Here is a 23,639-nt window from a genome sequence, read left to right on the forward strand (position 1 = left end):
GGACATGACATGCCGATCATCCTGAGCGTGAATGGGCAAAAGCACAGTATCGACAATGCCGCCGCCGATGTGCCCCTGCTGTGGGTGCTGCGCGATATGGTGGGCATGACAGGCACGAAATTCGGATGCGGCGTGGGGCTTTGCGGGGCCTGCGGCGTGCTGATCGGGGGGCAAAGGTTCTTCAGTTGCCAGACGCCCTTGCGCGCGGTGATCGGGCGCGATGTGACCACGATCGAGGGGCTGGGCGATGACCCCCATGGCGCGGCGCTGCAACAGGCGTGGGAGGAGGTCGATGTCGTGCAATGCGGCTATTGCCAGCCCGGCCAATTGATCGCGGCCTGCGCCTTGCTGAAGGCCAATCCGCGCCCCGACGATGCGGCGATTGACGAAGGGATGAGCGGCAACCTGTGTCGCTGCGGCACCTATCCGCGCATCCGCAAGGCGGTAAAACTGGCAGCAGGAGGCGGGCGATGAGCGAGGGCGGAATTTCGCGTCGAAGCGTGCTGCAGGGCGCGGCGGCAGTGGGCGCGGCGCTGGTGGTGCCGGTGGCGCGCGGGGCGGGCGGCGGGGCCTTGGCGGCCAATGCCTATATTTCCATCACCGCGATGGGCGTCGAACTGGCCTTGCCCAAGACCGAGATGGGGCAGGGGGTGATCACCTCCCTCTCCATGCTGGTGGCCGAGGAATTGGGCGTGGCCCTGAACAAGGTGCGGGTGAGCATTCCCGATGGCGACGCGCCCCGCTTTGCCCCCATCACGCAGGAGACGGGCGGCTCGACCTCGATCCGCGAAGTGTACAAGCCGATGCGGCAGGCGGCGGCGCGCGCGCGCGTGGCCCTGATCGAGGCGGGGGCGCGGCAATGGGGCATTCCCTCGGAAGGCTGCGATCTGGTCGATGGCATCGTGGTTTGCGGCAAGCGGCGGATCGCGATGGGCGATCTGATTGCGGCCGCTGTCCTGCCCCGCGAAGCGCCCCTGCGGCAGAACCTGCGCCTGATCGGGCGGCCCACCCCCCGCATCGACGCGCGGCCCAAGATCACCGGGGCAATGCAGTTCGGCATCGACTTCCGTCTGCCCGGCATGAAGGTCGCCACGCTGGCGCAATGTCCGATCTATGGCGGGACGCTGGCGGGGCTGGACGAGGGGGCGGCGCTGGCCACCCCCGGCGTGGTCAAACTGGTCAAGGGCCGCGATGTGGTCTTTGTCGTGGCCGATCATTACTGGGCCGCGTTGCAGGGCTATGTGGTGGCCAATGTGCAATGGGCGCCGGGGCCTAAACCGGCTGATCAGGGCGCGATTTTGGCCGATCTGGACGCGGCGCTGGCCCGCCCCGGCCATTCGGCCAAGGCGCAGGGCGACCTTAACACCGCACGGGGCCGGGAATTTTCCGCCACCTATCACCAGCCCTTTCTGGCCCATGCGGCGATGGAGCCTTTGGCCTGCACCGTCCATGTGACGGATGGCGCCTGTGAAATCTGGTCCGGCTCGCAGGTGCCCGCGCAGGCCCGCGCCGATGCGGCCAAGGCGTTGGGACTGGGCGAGGACAAGGTGGTCTTTCACAACTTTCAGATGGGCGGCGGTTTCGGGCGACGGCTGGAAACCGACATGGTGCTGCGCGCGGTCGAATTGGGGCGGCAGGTTGCCTATCCGGTCAAGCTGGTGTGGAGCCGCGAGGAGGATGTGCAGCACGACATGTTCCGCCCCGCCTATGCCGACCGGATCAGCGCGGTGGTCGACGACAAGGGGCGGCCCGCCTCGTGGGAGCATCGCATCGCCGGTTCCTCGATCATGGCGCGGCTGATGGGCGACGGGTTCAAGGGGGTGGACGCCGATGCCATCGAGGGCGCGGTGGAAATGCCCTATGCCGTACCCGCCCATCATGTGACGTTTCAGCAGGTGGAAAGCGCGGTGCCGACCAGTTGGTGGCGCGGGGTGGGGGGCTTGCGCTCCTGCTTTGTGGTGGAAAGTTTCATTGATGAACTGGCGCATGGCGCGGGGGCCGATCCGCTGGCCTATCGCCTCGCCCTGATGGAGGATGCGCGCAGCCGGGCGGTCTTGACCCGCGCGGCCAAGGAGGCGGGTTGGGGCCGCGCCTTGCCGCCGGGGCAGGGCATGGGGATGGCCGTGCTCAAACTATGGGGCACGCATATTGCCGCCGTGGTCGAGGCCAAGGTGGCTGATGGCCAGATCAGCGCGGTGCGCGTGACCATTGCGGTCGATTGCGGGTTGGCCATCAATCCGCTGGGCATCGAGGCGCAGGTGGAGAGCGGGGTGATCTTTGGCCTTTCCGCCGCGCTTTATGGCGAGATCACCATGAAGGACGGGGCGGCGCAGCAGTCAAATTACCACGATTTCCGCATCCTGCGCATGAATGAGGCGCCCCGCATCGCCACCCATATCATCGCCAGTCAGGCCGATCCGGGCGGTATGGGCGAGCCGCCCTGCGCGGTGGTGGCGCCCGCGCTGGCCAATGCGGTCTTTGCGGCCAGTGGGCAGCGCCTGCGCAAATTGCCGCTGGCGGTTTAACGCCGCCGCCACCACGCCGCCGCCATCGCCACGCCCAGCGTGACAAGGCTGCTGATCAGTTCCACCCGGCGCGCGGGCGCAAACATCATCGCCACCAGAATGCTCAGGATCGCGCCCAACGTGGCATAGGAGAGATAGGGAAACAGCCACATGCGGATGGGCATCCGCTCCGTGCCCTGCGCCTCGATCCGGCGGCGCTGGACGATCTGGGCCACGCCCACGGTGAAATAGATGAACAGCATCAGCGCGCCTGAGGCATTGACCAGAAAGGAAAACACCAGTTCGGGCGAGATGACCGAGGCCGCCAGCGCCAGATAGCCGAACAGGCTGGCGATCAGAATCGCGCGGGCGGGCACCTTGCGCCGGTTGACCGCGACCAGCCATCCGGGCGCATCGCCCTTGTCGGCCAGCACGAAAAGCACGCGGCTGGTCACATACATGCCCGAATTGAGGCAGGAGAGGACGGCCACCAGCACCACAAGGTTCATCACGAATTCGGCATGGGGAATGGCCATATGGCCCAGCGCAATGGCAAAGGGCGATGTGCCTGGCACGATGGATGTCCATGGCATCACCGCCACGATCAGCAGCAGCGAGAGCACATAGAACAGGATGATCCGCGCGGCCACGCTGCTGGTGATGCGGGCGATGGTGCGGGCCGGTTCATGCGATTCGGCCGCCGCCACCGTGGCGATCTCTGCGCCGGTCAGGGCAAAGATCACGCTGGCCGTGCCCGCCAGAACCGCGCCCCAGCCATGCGGGGCAAAGCCGCCGTAGGCGTTGAGGTTGCTCCATGTCGGCCCGCTGGGCGAGGTGAGGCCGAACACCCAGACCCCCGCAATCGCGATAAAGCTGACAATGGCCAGCACCTTCATCAGCGAGAACCAGTATTCAAACTCGCCATAGGAACGGGTGGACATCAGGTTCACCCCGGTCAGCATCCCCAGCAGGGCGACCCCGATGGCCCAGACCGGCGCGTCGATCCAGATATGCAGGATCTTGGCCCCGGCAATCGCCTCGATCGGCACGACGATGACCCAGAAATACCAATAGAGCCAGCCGCAGACAAAGCCCGCGCGCGGCCCCAATACTTCGCGCACCAGTTCGGTAAAGGCGCCAAGGCCGGGGCGCAGCGCGGCCATTTCGGCCATCATCCGCATCACCATCAGTACAACCAGCCCCGCCAGCCCATAGGACATGACCACCGCCGGGCCGACCTGCGCGATGGAGCTGGACGAGCCGACGAAAAGCCCCGCGCCGATGATCCCGCCGATCGCGATCATCGAGACATGGCGCGATTTCAGCGCGGCCTGAAGCTGGTTGTCATGTGCGGCCAAGCGTGGTCTCCCCTGATCCTGAGTGAACAGGGGGAAGCGGGCCGGGTCAAGTCCTGCCCGATACGCTATTTTGCCCGGCCAAAAGGGATGATCCGTTCAAGATCGCCCAGATGCGGCGCACCGGGCCATGATGCGCCTTGCCGCAGCAGAAAGGTGTGGCGGATGATCTCGGCCTGTTGCTCGATATTGTAATCGCCCAAGGCCGCGCCGGGGCGCAGCGCATAATCATAGCGGCAAAAGGGCATCCGGCGCAGCAGCAGGTTCATCCCCGCCTGATGCTGCCAGACATGAGCCATTTCGTGGATGAACAGGCCCTGCGCGGCGGGCGACCCTTGGGCAAAGCAGGGGTGCCATAGATGGCTGTCGGGGTGGAAATGGAGATGCCCGCGCGGGGCCATCACCACATTGCGCGGTTGGAACCACCACCACCGGCGGCGGATCACCCGCACCGGTTCGGGATCGAGCGCCGGCCCGAACATGGCGGCGGTCATATCCTTTTCGGCGGGCGTCAGCGGGCGGATGGCGGGGCGGGGCATGGCCGCATTATGGGGCCGCGCCGTCGCCGATGCCAGCCGGGTGACCCAAGGAATTTTTAGGGGTTTTCCTCTATTCCTTCCGCGCGGAGGGAATTTCGGGTGAAACACGCGCTGTTCGACAAGGTCTTGTGGCCGGGTGAGCGTTTGCCGGACGAGGTGGTGCTCGGGCTGGACCGGTTTCGCAGCGGCGGGCCTCTGGCGCAGGCGTGGCGGCGTCTGGGCGGATCGCCCACCGGATCGCGCGATTTTGTCGCCGCGCTGGCGGCCACGATGCAGGCGGGGGATCATTTCGAGGTGCTGATCGCCCGGCGCGACAAGGGGATTGCGGCGCTGTTGCCGCTGTGTCGGGGCGCGGGTTTTTCCGCCCGCTGGCGCCAGCCCGGCGCGCAGGAGGTCTATGAGGCCTGCGACGGCGCCTATGCCGATGATGCCGCCGCCGCGCAGATCGCCTCCCTGCTGGCACAGGACAGGCGGGCGGTGGAGCTGCACCGCCTGCCCGTCGCCTCGCCTTTGATCCCGGCCCTGAAGGCGGCGATGCGAGGCAAGGGGCTGGTGTCGCTGCGCCCTTCGTTGGCCTGCCCGACCATCGCGCTGGATGAAAAATGGCACAGGCCCGAGCAGGCGTTCAACGCGGGCCGCCGTTCCGATTTTCGCCGCGCCGCGCGGCGGGCCGCGGCCATGGGCCGGGTGGATTACGAAATCATTGCCCCCGATCCGGGCGAATTCGACGCCTTGTTCGACGAGGCGCTGGCGGTCGAACTGGCCAGTTGGAAGCGTGCGGCGGGCACGGCCATGGCCATGGATGCGGGCAAGGAGAGTTTTTTCCGCGCCTATTTCCGCCATGCGGCGCAGGAGGGCACGCTGCGCATCGCCTTCATACGGATCGACAACCGCCCCGCCGCGATGCAGCTGGCGCTGGAAAGCGACGGGCGTTTCTGGCTGTTCAAGATCGGCTTTGACGAGGCCTATGCCCGTTGTTCGCCCGGCGCATTGCTGATGCTCCATACGCTGGCCCATGCGGCGCGGCGCGGATTGGCGGCCTACGAATTGCTGGGCGGGGTGGAACCGTGGATTGCGCAATTATGGACGCAGGATGCGCATCCGATGGTGCATCTGCGCACCTATCCCTATTCGCGCCAGGGCATGGTGGCGCTGGTTCAGGACGGGTTGGCGTGGGTCAGGGCGCGGCTGGGCCAATGAGCCTGTGGGCCGCGCTGCGCGATTTGCGCTATGCTTTGCCCGGCTGGTTGGGGGCACGGCTGCCCTCGCCCGATGTGGCGGCCCTGGCGCGCGCTCTGGCCCGCAAGGGGCTGCTGCTCAGCTATGGCTATTTCGGCGGGGATGGCGACGGGCCGGATCAGGTGGAGGCGGCCAATCTTTCGCTTTGCGCGGCGATGGGCGGATCTGCGGCGCTGCTGGCGGTCAAGGCGCCGCAATTGGGGTTTGACGTCGCGCGCCTGCGGCGGATTGCGCAGGGCGGGTTGCCCATCGTGCTTGATGCCCATGCGCCCGCTCTGGCCGACGCGACCCATGCGGCGATGGCGGACCTGTCGGCGCAGGGCTTTGATGTGGGATGCGCGATCCCGGCGCGTTGGGCGCGGTCGGTGGCGGATGCGGCGCGCTTTGCCGATGCGCCGCTGCGGCTGCGGCTGGTCAAGGGCGAATGGGCCGATCCGGCGGCGGATGATCCCTCGCGCTATCTCGCGCTGGCGCAAGGTCTGGCCGGGCGCGCCGCCCCGGTGGCGGTGGCCACGCATGATCCGGCGCTGGCGGGGCGGGCGCTGGAGGCGCTGCTGCGCGGCGGCACGCCTTGCGAACTGGAGCAGTTGCGGGGCCTGCCGCGCGCGCGGACAATGGATATGGCGCGCGATCTGGGGGTGAATGTGCGGGTCTATCTGCCCTTTGGTCCGGGATGGTGGCCCTATGCCATCGATAAGGCGCTGGCGCGGCCCTATTTGCCGGTCTGGTATATGCGGGATCTGTTGCGGGTTTGAGGCCTCCTCTTTTTATGCAGATTCGACGCATTGCTTGTGGGCGGCTGCGGGCTAATCGCGTGGCGGCACAAAGGGGGGCGGCATGAGGCTTTACTGGATCGCATGGGCATTGGCGGCGCAGACGGCACAGGCCGCAACCAGAGTGGAGGAAGTGCCGCTCTGGGAAATCTCGGCCCAATTGGAGCGGGGCACGGTCAGCAGCGAGGCGGTGACGGGCGCGTATCTGGAGCGCATCGCCGCGATGGATCGCAAGGGGCCGCAATTGCGCGCGATTATCGCCATCAACCCCGACGCCATAGCGCAGGCCCGGGCTTCGGATGCGCGGCGGCGGGCGGGCAAGGCGCTGGGGCCATTGGATGGCGTGCCGATCCTGATCAAGGACAATATCGAGACGCAGGACCCCATCGCCACCACGGCGGGCAGTCTGGCGCTGCGCGACAATGTGGGCGGGCGCGATGCGCCGGTGGTGGCGCGGCTGCGCGCGGGCGGGGCGGTGATCCTGGCCAAGACCAATCTGTCGGAATGGGCCAATATCCGCTCGACCCATTCGATTTCCGGGTGGAGTGCGGTTGGAGGACAGGTGCGCAACCCCTATGCGCTGGACCGCAGCCCATGTGGATCATCCAGCGGCACAGGGGCGGGCGTGGCGGCCAGTTTTGGCGCGGGCGGACTGGGGACGGAGACGGATGGCTCGGTGGTCTGCCCCTCCTCGGTGAACGGTCTGGTGGGGCTTAAACCTACGGTGGGGCTGGTCAGCCGCCACCATATCGTGCCGATCAGCCACAGTCAGGACACGCCCGGCCCGATGGCACGCAGCGTGCGCGATGTGGCCATGATGCTCTCGGCCATGGCGGGGAGCGATCCGGCCGATCCCGCCACGACGGAGGCCGATGCCCACAAACAGGATTATGCCGCCCCGCTGGAACACGCCAGCCTGAAGGGCGTGCGCGTGGCCTATTATCGCCCGACGATGGGTGCGGCTCTGGGCGCGCGATTTGCCGCCGCGCTCGATGTGCTCAAGGCGCAGGGGGCCGAATTGATCGAGGTGGCGCGGCCCAACCTCGACGGCCTTGGCGCGGCTGAGCAGGAGGTGTTGCGCAGCGAGTTGAAGGCCGATCTCAACACCTATCTGGCCGGGGCCACGGCGGCGGTCAAATTGCGCAGGCTGGCCGACATCATTGCCTTTAACCGTGCCAATGCCGAGGCCGAAATGCCCCTGTTCGCGCAGGAAAGCTTTGAGGAGGCCGAGGAAACACGCGGCATTGCCGATCCGGAATATCTGGGCGCGCGGGCCAAATCCGTGCGTCTGGCGGCCAAAGAAGGGCTCGAAGTGATGCTGGCCAAGGCCGATATTCTGGTCCAGCCCACCACGGGCCCGGCGTGGCTGATCGACCCCATCTATACCGATCAGGGGCGCGGACCTTCGGCCAGCGGCCTGCCCGCTGTGTCGGGCTATCCGCATCTCACTGTGCCGATGGGGCTGGTGGGGGGATTGCCGGTGGGCCTGTCCTTTATCGCGCGGCCCTATGAGGAGGGCAAATTACTGGGCGCGGGCTATGTCTATGAACAGGCGGCGCGGGCGCGGGTTGCGCCGACTTATCGCGCCAGCGTCGATGCCGGGGCGGCGTTCAAGGGCGCGGTGGAAAAGTAAGCGCTTGGAATCCGCCGCCTGCTGGCGCATCGCCGCGCTATGACTGAACGGGTCCCTTTTGCCGGAATGCGCCGGGGCAGCGCCGAATATCGCCGGGCCAGCCTCGCACTGTTTCTGGCGGGCAATGCCACTTTCTCGCTGCTCTATTGCGTCCAGCCGCTGCTGCCCGAATTCGCGCGCGAATTTGCGTTGGCCCCGGCGGGGGCTTCGCTGGCTTTGTCGTTGACCTCGGGGGCGCTGGCCGTGGCGGTGTTTCTGGCGGGCGCGATCGGTCAGGCGATGCCGCGCCGCTCCTTGATGCTCGGCTCGCTGATCGCGGCCAGCCTGCTCAATCTGTTGGCGGGGGCGGCCACGCATTGGCCATGGCTGGTGGCGGCGCGTCTGCTCGAAGGGGTGGCGCTGGGGGGCGTTCCGGCCGTCGCCATGGCCTATATCGCCGAGGAAATGCACCCTGCCGATCTGGTCAAGGCCATGGGGCTGTATGTCGCGGGCACGGCCTTTGGCGGGATGATGGGCCGTTTTGCCACGGGATGGTTCACGCAGTTCGGCTCATGGCGCATTGCGCTGGGGGCGATGGGCGCTCTGGGGCTGGCGGCGGCGCTGGGTTTTGGCCTGCTTCTGCCGCCCTCGCGCCGGTTTGTGCCCCAGCAGGGGCTGGGCTGGGCGCATCATCGGGCGGTGTGGTGGCGGCTGATGCAGGATAATGGGCTGCTGCGCCTGTTCTTCATCGCCTTCGCGCTGATGAGCGTCTTTGTCACCTTGTTCAACTATGTCGGCTTTCGCCTTGTTCGCCCACCCTTTTCGCTGGGTCATGGCGCGATGAGCGCGATCTTTCTGACCTATATTTCGGGCATTTTCTCCTCATCCGTCACCGGGCATATGACCGAGGCATGGGGGCGACGACCGGTGCTGGCCATGGGGCTGGCGGCGATGCTGATCGGGGCGCTGCTGACGCTTTCAGGCGCGCTGGGGCTGATCGTGCCGGGCATTCTGCTGCTGACGCTGGGCTTTTTCTCGGCCCATGCGGCGGCCAGCGGCTGGGTGGGCCAATGGGCGGGGGCGGACAAGGGCCATGCCGCTTCGCTCTATCTGTTGTTCTATTACCTTGGCGCCGGGATCACCGGCACGGCTGGCGGCTGGTTCTATCAGCACTGGCAATGGCCCGGCGTGGTGGCGCTGACGGGCGGGATTTGCGCGGCGGGGCTGGGCGTCGCGCTATCCCTTCGCCCGCGTTAAAGCCCCGCCTCAACCGCCACGCGGATCGCCTCGGCGCTGGATCGCACGCCCAGCGTCTTGAACATGGCCGAGCGGTGCATCTTGATCGTGCGCTCTGACAGGCCCAATTCCCACGCCACCTGCTTGTTCAGCTTGCCATGGGCCATTTCGATCAGGATCTGGCGCTGGCGCGGGGGCAGGGTGTTGACGCGCTCCATCGCCTGTTCGCGGGCCAGATCGCTGCTGTGCGCGCCCTGTTCCGTCACCTCGACCTGCGAGCCGAGGAAATACTCGACATGGCCTTCGGCATCGAACACGGGCGCGATCATCACGGCATTGCGGAAAGGGGTGCCGTCTTTTTTGTAATTGCGGATTTCGACCAGCGCGGGCTGGCGATTGTGGATCGCGCGGCGCAGCGTTTCGGTCAGTTCATCCTCTGTATCCGGCCCGCGCAGAAAGCGGCAGTTGCGCCCAATGATTTCCTCGCGGGCAAAGCCGGTAAGGTCGATAAAGGCCTGATTGCAGGCGATAATCGGATTGTCGGGCAGCCGGGGATCGCTCACGACGGCGGCGATGGGGCTGTGCTGGATCATCTCGTCGGGCAACATGAATGGGGTTCTAGGGCAGAAATGGGTTTATTCCAAGCGACAGATCGTTGCTGGCGCGAGGCGGCCTGATCGCCTATGGGCGGCGCGATGAAGGCGACACCGGAAATTCATGATGCCATCGTGCTGGGCGCAGGCGCGGCTGGGCTGTTTTGCGCCGCGCAGGCGGCACAGCGCGGGGCGCGGGTGGTCGTGGTCGATCATGCGCCCGAACCGGGGCGCAAGATCCTGATTTCGGGCGGCGGGCGCTGCAATTTCACCAATATCCACGCCAGCCATGAACGCTATCTCTCGGCCAACCGGCATTTCGCGCGTTCGGCCCTGTCGCGCTATACGCCTGCCGATTTCCTCGAACTGGTTCAGCGTTATGGCATCGCGTGGCATGAAAAGACGCTGGGGCAATTGTTCTGCGATGGTTCGGCGCGCGAGATTTTGGCGATGCTGGTCGAGGAATGCCGCATCGGGGGCGCCGAGATCGCCTGTGGGCTTTCGCTGGGCGAGGTCAGCCATGCCGACGGCTTGTTCCATGTGCGGGCCGGGGGCCGGTTGCTGACGGCGCGCCATCTGGTGATCGCCACGGGCGGGCCTTCGATCCCCAAGATGGGGGCCAGCGGCATTGCCTATGATCTGGCGCGGCAATTTGGGCTGAAGGTCGTGCAGCCGCGCCCCGCGCTGGTGCCGCTGACCTTGCCGGGCGATGAGGCGCTGTTCCGCGAATTGTCGGGCGTGGCCACCCCGGTCGAGGCGCGGGTGAGCGATGGGCCATGGGGCAAGGCGGCCTTCCGCGAGGCGGCGCTTTTCACCCATCGCGGGCTGTCGGGTCCGGCGATTCTGCAAATCTCCTCCTATTGGCAGCGCGGCGTGCCGCTTGGCATCAATTTCCTGCCCGATCTGGCGCCCGGCTGGATGGTCGAGGCCAAGAAGGCCAATCCCAAGGCTGCCTTGCGCCGCGTGTTGGGCGCGCATTTGCCCGATCGCCTGGCGGCGGCGCTGGCCGAAAGGCTGGGGATCACGGGCGATCTGGGCAATCTGTCGGACAAGGCGTTGCGCGCGGCCGAGGCCCAAATGGCCGACTGGCGTTTCAATCCCGATGGCAGCGAAGGCTATGCCAAGGCCGAAGTGACCGCAGGCGGCATCGCCACCGCCGGCCTGTCGCAAAAGACGATGGAGGCCAATTCCGTGCCGGGCCTCTATGCCATTGGCGAGGCGGTGGATGTGACGGGCTGGCTGGGCGGCTATAATTTTCAATGGGCATGGGCCAGCGGCCATGCCGCCGGGGTGGCCATAGCCCAGAAGGATTGACCGGCATCAAGGCATGGAGAAAAATCGGGGACTAGGTAAGCGCCAGCCTTTCAAGGAGATTCTCCATGACTTCGCTTTCCCCCACAATTCCCGCCACCATGCGCGCGGCGGTCGTCCGCGAATTCGGGGCGCCGCTCACCATCGAGCAATGGCCCGTGCCCACCCCCGCACGGGGCGAGGTGTTGGTGAAACTGGTGGCCACGGGCGTGTGCCATACCGATCTGCATGCCGCCCATGGCGACTGGCCGGTCAAACCGACCTTGCCTTTCATTCCCGGCCACGAGGGCGTGGGCCATGTCGTCGCCCTTGGCGAAGGAGTGGATGATCTGGCGATCGGCGATGCGGTGGGCGTGCCATGGCTGCACGATGCCTGCGGCCAATGCGAATTTTGCCAGACGGGCTGGGAAACCCTGTGCGAAAAGCAGCATAACACCGGTTATTCGGTCAATGGCACCTATGCCGAATATGTGACGGCGCCCGCCGCCTTTGTCGGGCGCCTGCCTGCTGACGTGGATTTGGTCCCGCTGGCCCCGATCCTTTGCGCGGGCGTGACCACCTATAAGGGCCTGAAGGAAACCGAGGCCCGGCCCGGACAGTGGGTGGCGATTTCGGGCGTGGGCGGGCTTGGCCATGTCGCCGTGCAATATGCCAAGGCGATGGGGCTGAAAGTCGTGGGCGTCGATGTGGGGCAGGACAAGCTCGACCTTGCGCTTGAACTGGGCGCGGATCTGGCGGTCAACGCGCTGGACGCCGATGCCGCCGCCCGCGTGGTCGAGGCCACAGGCGGGGGCGTGCATGGCGTGCTGGTGACGGCCGTGTCGGTCCCGGCCTTTGAACAGGCGCTGGCCATGGTGCGCCGCAAGGGGACAGTGGCGCTGGTGGGTCTGCCGCCGGGCGCGTTCCCCACGCCGATCTTTGACGTCGTGCTGAAACGCATCACCGTGCGCGGCTCGATCGTGGGCACGCGGCGCGATCTGGCCGAGGCAATTGCCTTTGCCGCCGAGGGCAAGGTGAGAAGCACGATCCAGACCGCCCGGCTGGACGACATCAACGCCGTGTTTGACAAGATGATCGCGGGCAAGATCGAGGGGCGCATCGTTCTCACTCTCTGAAACCGGCCTAGGGGCTTTTGCTGAGACGCGGGTCAGACATGCTTTAAGCATCCCGGTTACTATGGCGAGGCGGCGGGGGCGGGGCTTTCGTCGCCAAGCGGCAGGGAATGGGGATGCGTCTTTTCTTCTATCTACCGGTCATCACGCCACGGTGGTTCGAGACCGTTGTGACGCCGATGTTGCTCCGGCTCAACGCCGATCCCTGGGTCAAGGAGATCCATGTGATGGCGGCCCCGCTCTGGCGCAACACCGGGGTGGACGGGCCGCAGCTTGAACCTTTGATCGCGCAGGAAAAGCTGCGCTGGCATATTGTCGATCAGGGCGATCCGGCGCTGTTTCGCACGCATGGCGCGGCGGTGCCGGGGCTGATCGAGACGGTGGCAGGCATCAACCCCGACCTGACCCTTGTGCGCAGCAGCGATTTTGCCACGCCTGCCCTGTTTCCCCGTACAGTGCGTTATATCATGGAGGGCGCGGCCGCCCCCTTCGCCACCGATCCGTCATGGGTGGTGCTTGAGGAAACGCCGCTTTCCTGCGGCGCCATGCCTGAGGTCTGGAACTTGCCCGAGGATCTGGCGGCGCGGATGGATGCCTTGTGGGCGGCGGCGGCGGCGCGGTTCGGGCCTGTTTCGATTCCCCTGTCGCGTCCCTCGCTGGCGGTGTCTTTGCCCTGTGAGCATGAGGATAACCTGTTTCTGCGCCATGCCGCGTTTCAGGACGGCGTGGCGCTGCTGGAGTCGCTGCTGGCGCGCCTGCCCGAGGAATGGCGGATCGAGGTTTGCGATCATCCGCTCAACCGGCTGCATGGTGACCGCTCGGCGCTGGAGGCTTTCGTGGCCGCAGCGCCCGACCGTATGGGCATGGCTGGCCATGGGGCCGAGGCCATGGTGGCGGGCGCATCGGCGGTGCTGACCGATCAGGGCGAAAGCTGGATGCTGGCCGCCTTTGCCGGAAAACCGATGCTGCATCTGGGCCAAAGGGCGATGGCGCCATGGATGAAGGCGGGCAGCGACCCGGCCGAATTGACCGGGCCGGATCGGGATGCGGCGCGGCGCTGGTTCGGCTGGCATCTGGCCGCGCGCCTGTTGCGGCCCGAAGCGGTCGAATTGGGTCTGCTGCTGCGCCAGGCCAGAGGGCAGCCGACATGGGAGGACATGGATGCCAATCTCGATGCGCTGGAGGTGCTGGGGTCCTGATTACGGGGCATGGCGATGCTCTTGCGCATTGGCTCTTACAATGTAAGTATAACATACAAAGGCGACTCAAATCGCAGATCGCCCGCATTGTAAGAGAGGATGGCTTTTATGCAGGATTTCAACGGGCAACTGGCCTTTATCACCGGTGGCGCCTCGGGCGCGGGGCTGGGGCAGGCGCTGGTGTTCGGTCGGGCAGGGGCGAAAATCGTGATCGCCGATCTGCGTGCCGATGCGATTGAAACGGCGCTGGCCCAATTGCGCGGCGAAGGCATCACCGCCCATGGCATCGTGCTGGATATCACCGACCGGGCCGCCTATGCCCGCGCCGCAGACGAGGTTGAGCAGGTCTTTGGCGCGGCCCCCACGATGCTGTTCAACACGGCGGGCGTGAACAGCTTTGGCCCGGTGGAAAAGACCACCTATGCCGATTTCGACTGGCTGATCGGGGTGAACCTTGGCGGGGTCATCAATGGCATGGTGACATTCGTGCCGCGCATGATCGCAAGCGGCAGGCCAGGCCATATCGTCACCACCTCGTCCCTTGGCGGCCTTTCGGGCAGCGCGCTGGCCGCGCCCTATTCGGCGGCCAAGGCGGCGGTCATCAATCTGATGGAAGGCTATGCGCAGGGGCTGGCCAAGCACAATATCGGCGTGTCGGTAATCTGCCCCGCCAATATCAAGAGCAACATTGCCGAGGCCAGCAAGCTGCGCCCGGCCGGCCTTGGCCCCTCGGGATACCGCGAGGATGAGGCGACGATCCAGTCGCTCCATTCGATCCACCGCCACGGGATGGACCCGGTCGAACTGGCCGAATGGACCAAAAAGGGGGTCGAGAAGGGCGACCTCTACATCATCCCTTATCCCGAAGCCAAGGAGCAGATCCGCGCCCATTTTGACCGTATCGTCGATGCCGTTCTGCCGATGGAGGCCGATCCCGAAGGCGCCAAGGCCCGCACCGCCGCGCTGATGGACTGGGCGCAAAATGGCGCGAAGGTTTTTGCGAAAACCGCCGGGTAATCAGGGCGCTTTAACGGAAAAAACCGCGCCAGTGCAGATACAGATAGGTGGCGAGCGAGGCCAGCAAGGCGACGCCTCCCGCCACCCATGTGCCCGAACCATGGGCAAAGGGCAGGGCGCCGGTGTTCATGCCGAAAAAGCCCGTGACCAGCGTGGCGGGCATCAGCAGCACTGTCATCACCGAGAGGATATAGAGGTTGCGGTTGATCCGCTGATTGGCGGCCAGCTCCAGTTCCTCGCGCAGCATCCGCACCTGTCCTTGCGCGGCGGTCACATCCTCGTCCAGCCCCTGCGCGCGCTGGGTCAGCTTTTCCACCGTGGGGTGGAGCGCGGCGTCCAGATCACCGTCCTCCTCCAGCCGCATCAGCACCCGCTTGGTGCCGTCCATAATGCGGTGGATGATCGAAAGTCGCCGCCGCAATTCCAGCAGATCGCGCGCCGAGGGCGGGGCCTTGCCCGCCAGCACGGCATCCTCGGCCTTTTGCACGCGGGCCGACAATTGCGTGACCAGCGCGGCCTGATTGGCGACAATGGCAGACACCAGCACATCGAGCGCGCGCTGGGGGCTGTCGATGAACAGTTTTTCGGCAAAGCGATCGCGCAGCACATCGGCAAAGCCCAGCGGATGCATCCGTGCGGTGATGATCATGTCGGGCGTAATCGCCACATGGACCGTTCCGGCGCGGTCGGTATAGCGGATCTCGAAATCGCGCTGGAGATCCTGAAACACGCAGGAGAGCGTCTCGCCCTCGACGAAACTGCTTTGGTGCGTGTCGGGGGCCAGCATCGCCTCGCGCACATTCTGGGGCAGGAAATCGGCGCGCTCGATCCATTGCCGCGCGCCATTGTCGGCCAGACTCATATGCAGCCAGCGAAAGACGCCGTCGGCGCGCGGCGTGTCGATGGCAATGTCGCGCGGGCCGGTGGTATGGAAATCCTTGCCCCACAGCAGGCCGTTGCCGGGCTGGCTCCATGCAGGCGCGCGTTCGGGCGTTTTCACATCCGGCGCAGACATTCCGAGCCCACGATCAGTGCTTCCAGACTGTCCATCACCGCCGGTTCGATCGGGGTCAGCTTGCCCATCGCCTCGCCATAGGTGTTGTCGAAACCGGCCCAGCCGATCACCAGCGCCTGAATGGCCGAATGCAATTGCACCGCCTCGGCCGCGCTCAGCCCCAGAGGTTGCAGGCGCTGGGCCAGATATTGGCGGAAATTGCGGAAATCCTCCTCGACATAGCCGAGCGAGAAGGTCAGCCGCGCGGCATCGCGCGCGCTGTGATACATGGCCCAAAGTGCGCGGCCATAGGCACGGGCCCAATCCTGCCATGTCTCGCACACGGGCATATCGGCCATGGCCAAGGCATAGAGCCGCTGGCTCATCCGGCGCAGCAGTTCCTCCTTGTTCGGGATATGCCAATAGATCGACATGGCCTGCACCCCCAGCCGCCCGGCAAGGCGGCGCAGCGAGACGGCGTCAAGGCCCTGTTCCTGCATCAGCGCGATGGCCTCGCCCACGATGCGTTCGGCGCTCAGCGGGGCGCTGGGCGCTTCTGCGCCGGTTTTCCGGGAAGGGGTGGTCGCGCTGCACATGATGGCATGACTAGGCGCGGCCTGTGGGATTGGCAACCGGACAAGCAGGCGGGCGCAGGGGCGGGACGGGGGCGGTGTAACCGGGCGGGGCTTACAAAAATGCTATATCTTTCATGGTTCTGTCATTGAACTGTCGCGTTGCGGTCATCGCCTTGCCCTAGCGGCCTTCGCACATGCAGCAGGCTTGCTGCACAAGAATGGGGAATACCATGGGTCGAATCACTTTGTGCGCCAGCATGATGCGCACCAGCCTGTCGCTGGCCGCTGTTTCGCTGGCTCTTGCCACCACGCCCGCTCTGGCCGCTGAGGCGCCTGCTGCGGCGCCTGCTGCCGATGCCGAAGCGCCCGCCTCTGTTGACGATGGGGGCGAAACTATCGTCGTCAACGCCAAGACCACCCGTTCGGCCACGGCCATTCCGGCGGCCGAAATGCAGAAGATCCTGCCCGGTATCTCACCCTTGAAGGCGATCCAGAGCCTGCCCGGCGTGCTCTATGTGACGGCTGACCCGTGGGGCAACAACGAGCAGAACGCGCAGATGTTCGTCCACGGTTTCTCGGCCCAGCAATTGGGCTATACGATGGACGGCGTGCCGCTGGGCGACCAGAACTATGGCAATTACAACGGCCTTTCACCCAGCCGCGCGCTGATTTCGGAAAACACCGGGCGCACCGTGGTGGCCACGGGCGCTGGCGAACTGGGCGTGGCCTCGATCAGCAACCTTGGCGGCGCGGTGGAAATCACCAGCCGCGATCCCTCGAACGAACGCGGGCTGGAAATGAACCACACCGCCGGTTCCTATGGCACGGCGCGCACCTTTGTCCGCGTGGATTCGGGCGAGTTCGGCAATGGCAACAAGCTCTTCCTCTCGGGCAGCCGCCAGCGCGCCCGCGCGTGGGACTTTGCAGGCGTTCAGGGCGGCTATCAGGCCAATGGCAAATTCATCCATGAAGACAGCCACGGCAAGTTGACCGCCTATTTCGCCTATTCGGACAAGATCGAGCCGAATGAGGATGCCACCACCATCTATACCAACCCCACCAATGCGGTGCAGGCCTATGCGCCCTATACGCGCCCCTTTACCTATCCCAGCCTGAGCGCGGCGCTGAACTATCTGGATGCCGGCGGTGCTGTGCCTGCGGTGGCGGCCAACAATTACCGCAACTATTATTCGGATGCCCAGCGCACCGACTATCTGGGTTATATCAAATATGACGTGAACCTGTCGAAGGCCGTCAAGTGGTCCAACCAGTTCTATATCCACCACAATGATGGCGTGGGCGTCGTGGCCGGGCCGATCACGGTGGCGGGCCTGCCTTCGCTCTTTGCCAAATATTTCCCCGGTCAGGATCTGAAAACCGTGTTTGGCGGGTCGGGCTATGCCATCCGCACCACCGAATATATGATCCACCGCGAAGGCATCATCAGCAACCTGAATATTGACGCGGGCGATCACCAGATCGAGGCGGGCGTTTGGTTCCACCACAATGAATCCTCGGCCTATCGCCGCTGGTATCCGATGAATGTGAACACGCCGGACGCCTACAGCCCCTATATCCGTCCCTCGGGCTATCTGATCACGCAATATGCGGTGGAAATGCGCACCGACAATCTGCAATTGCACATTCAGGACGCATGGCGCGTCAACAGCCGGTTGAACGTGGAAGCCGGTATCAAGACCAGCGCCCAATTCGCCAACGGCCTGTTCACGGTGCAGGAAATCAACACTCCGCGCCCCAGCGGCCGTATCAATTCGACCAACTGGTTCCTGCCCTCGCTGGGCGCGAATTACGATCTGAACGGGTCGGAAAAGGTCTATTTCAACATCCAGAAGAACCTGCGCCAGTTCCAGGCCTATGGTGCGGGCGGCTCGGCCGATCCGTGGAGCACGGGCAGCCAGGCGGCGTTTGATTACATCAAGTCGAACGTCCGCCCCGAAACCGCATGGGTCTATGAAGTGGGCCTGCGCAGCCACCGCAACTTCACCGGCCTGCTCAGCAGCATCGACGCGCAGATCAACTATTACCACGTCGATTTCAGCAACCGCCTGCTGGCGCTCTCCACCTCGGGCACGATCAACACGATCAACCCCTCGACCACCGCGCTCTTCAACGTGGGCGGCGTGAGCACCAATGGCGTGGACGCGGCGATCACGCTGGGCTTTGGCCAGCATGTGAAGCTGTACAATGCCTTGAGCTACAACAGTTCGAAATATTCCAGCGACTATTCAACCCTGACGGGCGCCGCCACCGGCACCCAGATCGGCGGCTATGCCACGGTCGCGGGCGTGGTGCCCACGGGCGGCAAGCAGATCCCCGGCTCGCCCAACTGGATGAACAAGACCATGCTGACGGTGAATTACGCCGGGGCCGAGGTGCAACTGATCGGCGACTATATCGGCCGCCGCTATGCCACCTATACCAATGACGCCTCGATCCCCAGCCTGTTCCTGGCCTCGGCGCGCATTGCTTATCAGTTGCCCGCCGCTCTGGTGCATGCCAAGAAAGCCGAGCTGAGCCTGAATGTCACCAACCTGTTCGACAAGAAGGGCTGGCTGCAGGTGTCGAGCTTCAACAATGCTGGCAGCTATGCCGCCTATCCGGTGGCCCCGCGTCAGTTCTTTGTCACTCTGGCGGTGGGTCTCTGATCGATGCGTAATCCGCTCTCTCGTCGCAAGGTTCTGTCGCAAGGTCTGGTCGCGGCGACAGCCGTGGCGGGGGGGCGGAGCATCGCTTTTGCCGCGCCTGTGGGGGGCAGCGTTTCCATGCGCGCCCGCCCGGCGCGGCCTATCCTGCTGGCGCATCGCGGGTCATCGGCGCTGCGGCCTGAACATACGCTGGGCGCCTATGCCCGCGCGATTGCCGATGGGGCCGATTTTATCGAGCCCGATCTGTGCTGCACCAAGGACGGCGTGCTGGTGGCGCGCCATGAGAACAATATTGCCGAGACGACCGATGTCGCTTCGCATCCCGAATTTGCCGCGCGCCGGGTGGAGAAGGTCGTCGATGGTGAAAAGCTGACCGGCTGGTTCACCGAGGATTTCACGCTGGCCGAACTGAAGACGCTGCGGGCCAAGGAGCGCCTCGGCGCGGTGCGGCCCGAGAGCCAGAGCTATGATGGCCAGTTCCAGATCGTCAGCCTTGAGGAGATCGCCGATTTCGTAGCGGCCGAATCGGCGGCGCGCGGTCGGGTGATCGGCCTGATCCCTGAGGTCAAGCATTCGACCTATTTTGCCGGGATCGGTTTGCCGATTGAACCGCGCCTGATCGAACGCCTGAACGCCAGCGCCTATTTGAAAAAGGCGCCGGTGGTGATCCAGAGTTTCGAGGTGGCCAATCTGAAGGCGCTGCGCCGCGAGCTTACGGGGCGCGCGAATATACAGCTGATGCAACTGGTGGGCGATCCGCGCCAGAGCCCGGCCGATTTCGAAGCGACGGGCGACAAAAGGCGCTGGGCCGATCTGCTGACGCCGCAGGGTTTGGCGGAAATCGCCACCTATGCCGACTGGCTGGCGCCGGCAACGCGGATGCTGATCCCGCTGGAGGCCGACGGGCGGCTGGGCAAGCCGACCGGGCTGGTCGAGGCGGCACGGCGCGCGGGGCTCTTGGTGGGCACATGGACCTTCCGCCCGGAAAACCGATTCCTCGCCGCTGATTTCCGCAATGGCGAAGGCGAAAATGCCCGCAATCCGGCGGGCAGCGTGGCCGAAATACGGCGCTATCTGGCGCTGGGGCTGGACGGGTTTTTCACCGATGATCCGGCACTGGGCTTTGAAGCGCGGGGCCAATAAGCCTTTTTTCAAAGCTGGGAACTATCGCTTTCGGTTAGCATCGGGCGAATAATATGGTTCGTTTGTAAAATCCATTTTGGAACTTTGCTGCAATGCAAGAAGTTGTATAGTGGATTCAATATAGGCAATCTCTGCCTTGAACACGATCATCCTGCTCAGGAAGGCCATCATGACCAGTACCGCCGCGCTTGCTCCGCTTACCGTCGATATGCTGATGCAGAAGTCAGGCGTGCAATTTGGCACCAGCGGCGCGCGCGGCGAAGTCGTCGCGATGACCGACCTTGTGTGCTACGGCTATACGCAGGGCTTCCTGTCCTATCTGCGCGAAATCGGCGAATATGCGGGCGGGCGCGTTGCGCTGGCGGGCGATCTGCGGCCCAGCACGCCGCGCATTCTGGCCGCCTGTGCGCAGGCGATCCGCGATGGCGGCGGAGAGCCGGTGTTTTGCGGCTATGTGCCCACGCCCGCGCTGGCGCTTTATGCCTTTGGGCAGGCGATCCCCTGCCTGATGGTGACGGGCAGCCATATTCCCGACGACCGCAACGGCATCAAATTCTATCGCCCCGCCGGCGAGGTTTTGAAGTCGGACGAGGCGGGCATGAAACGTCAGGTGGTGACGCTGGGCGAAGGCGTGTTTGACGATGCGGGCATGCTGGCCGCGCCCGCGCCCGCGCCCTTGCCCGAAATCACCGATGCCGTTGCGGCCTATGTTGGGCGCTATGTCGATGCCTTTGGCGCCGATGCGCTGGCCGGGCGCAAGATCGGCGTCTATCAGCATTCGGCGGTGGGGCGCGACATCGTGCTTTCCATTGTCAACGCGCTGGGCGCCGAGGGTGTGCCGATTGGCCGCGCCACCAAATTCATCCCCGTCGATACCGAGGCGATCCGCCCCGAGGACGTGGTGCTGGCGCGCGAATGGGCGGCGGAATATGGTTTTGACGCGATCATTTCCACCGACGGCGACAGCGACCGGCCCCTGCTGGCCGACCATACCGGCGAATGGCTGCGCGGCGATGTGCTGGGCGTGCTTTGCGCGCGGGCGCTGGGCGCGGGCACGGTGGTGACGCCGGTGTCGAGCAACACGGTGCTGGAGCTGTCGGGCGCCTTTGCCCATTGCGCACGCACGCGGATCGGCTCGCCCTTTGTGATCGACGCGATGAATGCAGCTCTGGCCGCCGGGCAGGACAAGGTTTGCGGCTATGAGGCCAATGGCGGCTTCCTGCTGGCCAGTAATTTCGATCTTGGCGGGCGGAGCATTTCCGCGCTGCCGACGCGCGATGCGGTGTTGCCGGTGGTGGCGGTGATTGCGGCGGCGCGGGGGCAGCGGGTGGCCGATCTGCTGGGCGAATTGCCGCCCCGCGTGACCTATTCCGACCGCATCCAGAACTTTGCCACCGAGCGCAGCGAGGCGATCTTTGCCGCGTTGCTGGAAGGTGGTGCGCAGGAGCAGATGGCGCGCCTGACAGGCTATTTCGGTGGCATTGCCGGGGCGATCACGCGCGTCGATCTGACCGATGGCATCCGCATGTTCTGCGCCGATGGTTCGGTTCTGCATCTGCGGCGGTCGGGCAATGCGCCGGAATTGCGCTGCTACAGCGAGGCGGATGATGTGACCAAGGCGGCCTCGATCAATGCGGCGGCGTTGAAGGTGGTGTTGGAGGAATTGGCTTAAGGGGTTTATGCCTCCGGCGGGCAAAGGGCGGGGGCCCTTTGCAATCCCGATAATGTCTGCGTTGCACTTCGTATCAGCCTTGGCTGAATGTCGCAGCGCCAGCGATTTTAAGCCTGCGGCGCCCATCAGCGCAATCCGCGCCGCAGGCTTAAAAACACAATCCCAACGCGACGATTCTAGCGCTACCCCATTAATGGGATTGCAAAGGGACGAGTCCCTTTGCCCGCCGGAGGCAAACTCCAAACGGCAAACCCCTCACTTAACCTGCTGCTTCTCCAGCTTTCGCGCCAAAGTCCGCCGATGCATGCCCAATCGCCGCGCGGCTTCGGAGATGTTGAAATTGCATTCAGCCAGCGTGGTGTGGATATATTCCCACTCGACCGTTTTGATGCTGGTCTTGCGACCTTCGACGGGAACGGCGGCGTTGCCTTCGCGCTTGGAAAAGGCTTCCTCAATGTCGTCGGTGTTGGCCGGTTTGGCGAGGTAATGCGACGCGCCCAGCTTGATGGCCTCGACGGCGGTGGCGATGCTGGCAAAACCGGTGAGGACGACGATCGTCGTCTCGGGGTCTTTTTCGTGCAGCATCTGCACGCAGGTCAGCCCGGAGGCGGTGCCCAGTTTCAGATCCACCACCGCATATTGAAACCGCGTGCTGCTCATCAGCAGGCCCAGTTCATCGGGGCTGGTGGCCAGCAGCACCTCATAGCCGCGCCGCTCGAAGGATCGGCGCAGGGTGCGGCCAAAGGCGGGATCATCCTCAACAATGACGAGATGGGGCAGAGGGTTGTTCATGATGTTCCTTTGCCCGCAAAAGCCAGCGCCGACAATGGGATCGAGAGGATGACAAGCGCGCCGCCCTCTTCGGTGTTGCTGACCTCGATCCGCCCGCCAAGCTGACGCAGCACGTTGACCACGAGGAACAGGCCCAGCCCCCCGCCATCGCGTCCCTTGGTCGAGCGATAGGGGCGGCCGACCTGATCGAGCATATCGGGGGCGAAACCGGGACCGAAATCGCGCACGGCGATTTGCCAGATGTCGCCGTCACGCGCGGTGGCTATGGCGATGCCTTCGGGCGAAACCTCCAGCGCATTGTCCACCACATTGCCGATCACTTGCCGCAGCGCCGGGTCGGCGATGATCGGCACATCCTCACCCAGCCGGTCGTCCAGCGTGATGGGGGCGGGGCTGCGCGCGCGCCAGTCCTCGACGATTTCGCTTAAGAAACCGCGCGCGGTGGTGACGCTGGGGTTCTCGCCGCGCACCTCGCCCGCCGCCATCAGGATGCCCGACAGGATGGTTTTGCAGCGTTTCAATTCCGCCTGCATATCGGCCACATCGGCGGCAAGGTCAGGGTCGCCCGCAATGGTCTTTTCCCGCGCCCAATCGCCCAGGATCACCGACATCGAGGCCATCGGCGTACCCAGTTCATGCGCGGCCCCGCTGGCCAGCAGGCCCAATCGGATGATATGATTCTCCTCGGCCGCCTGTTGGCGCAGGGCGGCAAGGGCGGCGCTGCTGGCGCGTTGATTGCGGTCCATACGGACGACGAAATAGACCAGCAGCGCCGCGATCAGCACAAAGCAGGCGAGGCTGCCCAGCAGATAGAGCCGGAAATGCTCGCCCACATAGGCCGGGGGCAGATCGAGCGGGCGATAATCAAACGTCAGAAACGCCACATCGCAGCACGCCACCAGCGCGACGATCCAGCTCCACCGCGCGGGCAGCAGGATCGCGCCCAGCATGATCTGGACCAGAAACAGGAAGATGAAGGGGTTGGTCGCGCCGCCGGTGAAATAGAGCTGCCAGCTCAGCGCCTCGACATCGAGCATCAGCGCGCCCAGCAGTTCCAGATAGGAATAGCCAGCGCGCTGGCGCCCATAGGCCCATGTGCCGATGTTCATCAGCGCCAGGAGCGCGGGCACCGCCACCAGTTCGGCCATGGGCAGCCGCACGCCCAGCACGCGCCACGCCACCCAGATCGTGATCAATTGCCCCAGCACCGCGATCCAGCGCAGCTGAACCAGCAGGCCCATGTTGCCATAGGAGGCGGGGGCAATATCGTAATCGGCCATAGGAGTGGGTTGGGTCGCCATGGCCGC

At 65.0% G+C, this 23,639-nt stretch carries 20 protein-coding genes; 13 read left to right on the forward strand and 7 right to left on the reverse strand.

Annotated elements, in window-relative coordinates; genetic code table 11:
* The first annotated feature begins 9 nt into the window (after positions 1-9).
* Both PQ457_RS05090 and PQ457_RS05095 read left to right on the forward strand, forming a co-directional pair.
* Positions 10-474 carry a (2Fe-2S)-binding protein gene (locus tag PQ457_RS05090; RefSeq protein WP_273618677.1) on the forward strand — a complete coding sequence of 155 codons (465 nt, stop codon included), beginning with the start codon at positions 10-12 and terminating at the stop codon, positions 472-474.
* Positions 471-2,525: a xanthine dehydrogenase family protein molybdopterin-binding subunit gene (locus PQ457_RS05095; RefSeq protein WP_273618678.1), complete on the forward strand. Its 2,055-nt coding sequence runs from the start codon at positions 471-473 to the stop codon at positions 2,523-2,525. The genes PQ457_RS05090 and PQ457_RS05095 overlap by 4 nt, the downstream gene beginning before the upstream one ends.
* Here the strand turns inward: PQ457_RS05095 and PQ457_RS05100 are convergent.
* Positions 2,522-3,862 carry an amino acid permease gene (locus PQ457_RS05100; protein ID WP_273618679.1) on the reverse strand — a complete coding sequence of 447 codons (1,341 nt, stop codon included), beginning with the start codon at positions 3,860-3,862 and terminating at the stop codon, positions 2,522-2,524. The genes PQ457_RS05095 and PQ457_RS05100 overlap by 4 nt on opposite strands.
* Before the next feature lie 65 nt (positions 3,863-3,927).
* Entirely contained in the window at positions 3,928-4,398 is a 471-nt protein-coding gene (locus tag PQ457_RS05105; RefSeq protein ID WP_273618680.1) for a vgr related protein, read from the reverse strand.
* A gap of 99 nt (positions 4,399-4,497) precedes the next feature.
* On the opposite strand from PQ457_RS05105, the gene PQ457_RS05110 reads away from it, so the two are divergent.
* The 4 genes from PQ457_RS05110 (at position 4,498) to PQ457_RS05125 (ending at position 9,279) form a co-directional block, all read left to right on the forward strand.
* Complete coding sequence (locus tag PQ457_RS05110; RefSeq protein ID WP_273618681.1) at positions 4,498-5,598, forward strand: GNAT family N-acetyltransferase; 1,101 nt, start codon at positions 4,498-4,500, stop codon at positions 5,596-5,598.
* Positions 5,595-6,392 (forward strand): proline dehydrogenase, encoded by a 798-nt coding sequence (locus PQ457_RS05115; protein ID WP_273618682.1) that lies wholly within the window; start codon positions 5,595-5,597, stop codon positions 6,390-6,392. Before PQ457_RS05110 ends, PQ457_RS05115 begins: the two co-directional genes overlap by 4 nt.
* A gap of 82 nt (positions 6,393-6,474) precedes the next feature.
* Positions 6,475-8,043, forward strand: coding sequence for an amidase (locus tag PQ457_RS05120; RefSeq protein WP_273618683.1), 1,569 nt, complete (start codon positions 6,475-6,477; stop codon positions 8,041-8,043).
* Positions 8,044-8,082: 39 nt separating this feature from the next.
* Positions 8,083-9,279: an MFS transporter gene (locus PQ457_RS05125; RefSeq protein WP_273618684.1), complete on the forward strand. Its 1,197-nt coding sequence runs from the start codon at positions 8,083-8,085 to the stop codon at positions 9,277-9,279.
* Here PQ457_RS05125 and PQ457_RS05130 read toward each other — a convergent pair.
* The gene (locus PQ457_RS05130; protein ID WP_273618685.1) at positions 9,276-9,866 is read right to left on the reverse strand and encodes a PAS domain-containing protein; all 591 of its coding nucleotides are present in this window, start codon (positions 9,864-9,866) and stop codon (positions 9,276-9,278) included. The genes PQ457_RS05125 and PQ457_RS05130 overlap by 4 nt on opposite strands.
* A gap of 87 nt (positions 9,867-9,953) precedes the next feature.
* Between PQ457_RS05130 and PQ457_RS05135 the strand changes: the two genes are divergently transcribed.
* From PQ457_RS05135 to PQ457_RS05150, 4 genes are all read left to right on the forward strand, one after another.
* The gene (locus tag PQ457_RS05135; protein WP_273618686.1) at positions 9,954-11,165 is read left to right on the forward strand and encodes a BaiN/RdsA family NAD(P)/FAD-dependent oxidoreductase; all 1,212 of its coding nucleotides are present in this window, start codon (positions 9,954-9,956) and stop codon (positions 11,163-11,165) included.
* Positions 11,166-11,251: 86 nt separating this feature from the next.
* The gene (gene adhP, locus PQ457_RS05140) at positions 11,252-12,277 is read left to right on the forward strand and encodes an alcohol dehydrogenase AdhP (RefSeq protein WP_273619255.1); all 1,026 of its coding nucleotides are present in this window, start codon (positions 11,252-11,254) and stop codon (positions 12,275-12,277) included.
* Between the two features lie 113 nt (positions 12,278-12,390).
* Complete coding sequence (locus PQ457_RS05145; RefSeq protein ID WP_273618687.1) at positions 12,391-13,473, forward strand: hypothetical protein; 1,083 nt, start codon at positions 12,391-12,393, stop codon at positions 13,471-13,473.
* Positions 13,474-13,581: 108 nt separating this feature from the next.
* Positions 13,582-14,490, forward strand: a complete 909-nt coding sequence (locus PQ457_RS05150) for an SDR family NAD(P)-dependent oxidoreductase (RefSeq protein ID WP_273618688.1) — start codon at positions 13,582-13,584, stop codon at positions 14,488-14,490.
* Positions 14,491-14,500: 10 nt separating this feature from the next.
* Here the strand turns inward: PQ457_RS05150 and PQ457_RS05155 are convergent, their stop codons facing one another.
* Positions 14,501-15,505 (reverse strand): CorA family divalent cation transporter, encoded by a 1,005-nt coding sequence (locus PQ457_RS05155; protein WP_273618689.1) that lies wholly within the window; start codon positions 15,503-15,505, stop codon positions 14,501-14,503.
* Positions 15,487-16,080, reverse strand: a complete 594-nt coding sequence (locus tag PQ457_RS05160) for a TetR/AcrR family transcriptional regulator (RefSeq protein WP_273618690.1) — start codon at positions 16,078-16,080, stop codon at positions 15,487-15,489. Before PQ457_RS05160 ends, PQ457_RS05155 begins: the two co-directional genes overlap by 19 nt.
* A gap of 209 nt (positions 16,081-16,289) precedes the next feature.
* Here PQ457_RS05160 and PQ457_RS05165 point away from each other — a divergent pair, with 209 nt between their 5' ends.
* From PQ457_RS05165 to PQ457_RS05175, 3 genes are all read left to right on the forward strand, one after another.
* On the forward strand, positions 16,290-18,725 hold the full coding sequence (locus tag PQ457_RS05165) for a TonB-dependent receptor (protein ID WP_273618691.1): 2,436 nt from the start codon (positions 16,290-16,292) through the stop codon (positions 18,723-18,725).
* Between the two features lie 3 nt (positions 18,726-18,728).
* Positions 18,729-19,868 carry a glycerophosphodiester phosphodiesterase gene (locus tag PQ457_RS05170; protein WP_273618692.1) on the forward strand — a complete coding sequence of 380 codons (1,140 nt, stop codon included), beginning with the start codon at positions 18,729-18,731 and terminating at the stop codon, positions 19,866-19,868.
* Positions 19,869-20,037: 169 nt separating this feature from the next.
* Positions 20,038-21,540: a phosphomannomutase gene (locus PQ457_RS05175; RefSeq protein WP_273618693.1), complete on the forward strand. Its 1,503-nt coding sequence runs from the start codon at positions 20,038-20,040 to the stop codon at positions 21,538-21,540.
* 255 nt (positions 21,541-21,795) lie between these two features.
* Here PQ457_RS05175 and PQ457_RS05180 read toward each other — a convergent pair whose 3' ends face one another.
* A complete protein-coding gene (locus PQ457_RS05180; RefSeq protein ID WP_273618694.1) occupies positions 21,796-22,332 on the reverse strand; it encodes a response regulator transcription factor in 537 nt (178 codons plus the stop codon).
* On the reverse strand, positions 22,329-23,633 hold the full coding sequence (locus PQ457_RS05185; RefSeq protein ID WP_273618695.1) for an ATP-binding protein: 1,305 nt from the start codon (positions 23,631-23,633) through the stop codon (positions 22,329-22,331). Before PQ457_RS05185 ends, PQ457_RS05180 begins: the two co-directional genes overlap by 4 nt.
* Between the last annotated feature and the right edge of the window lie 6 nt (positions 23,634-23,639).

This window comes from Novosphingobium humi (assembly GCF_028607105.1).
Taxonomy (GTDB): domain Bacteria; phylum Pseudomonadota; class Alphaproteobacteria; order Sphingomonadales; family Sphingomonadaceae; genus Novosphingobium; species Novosphingobium humi.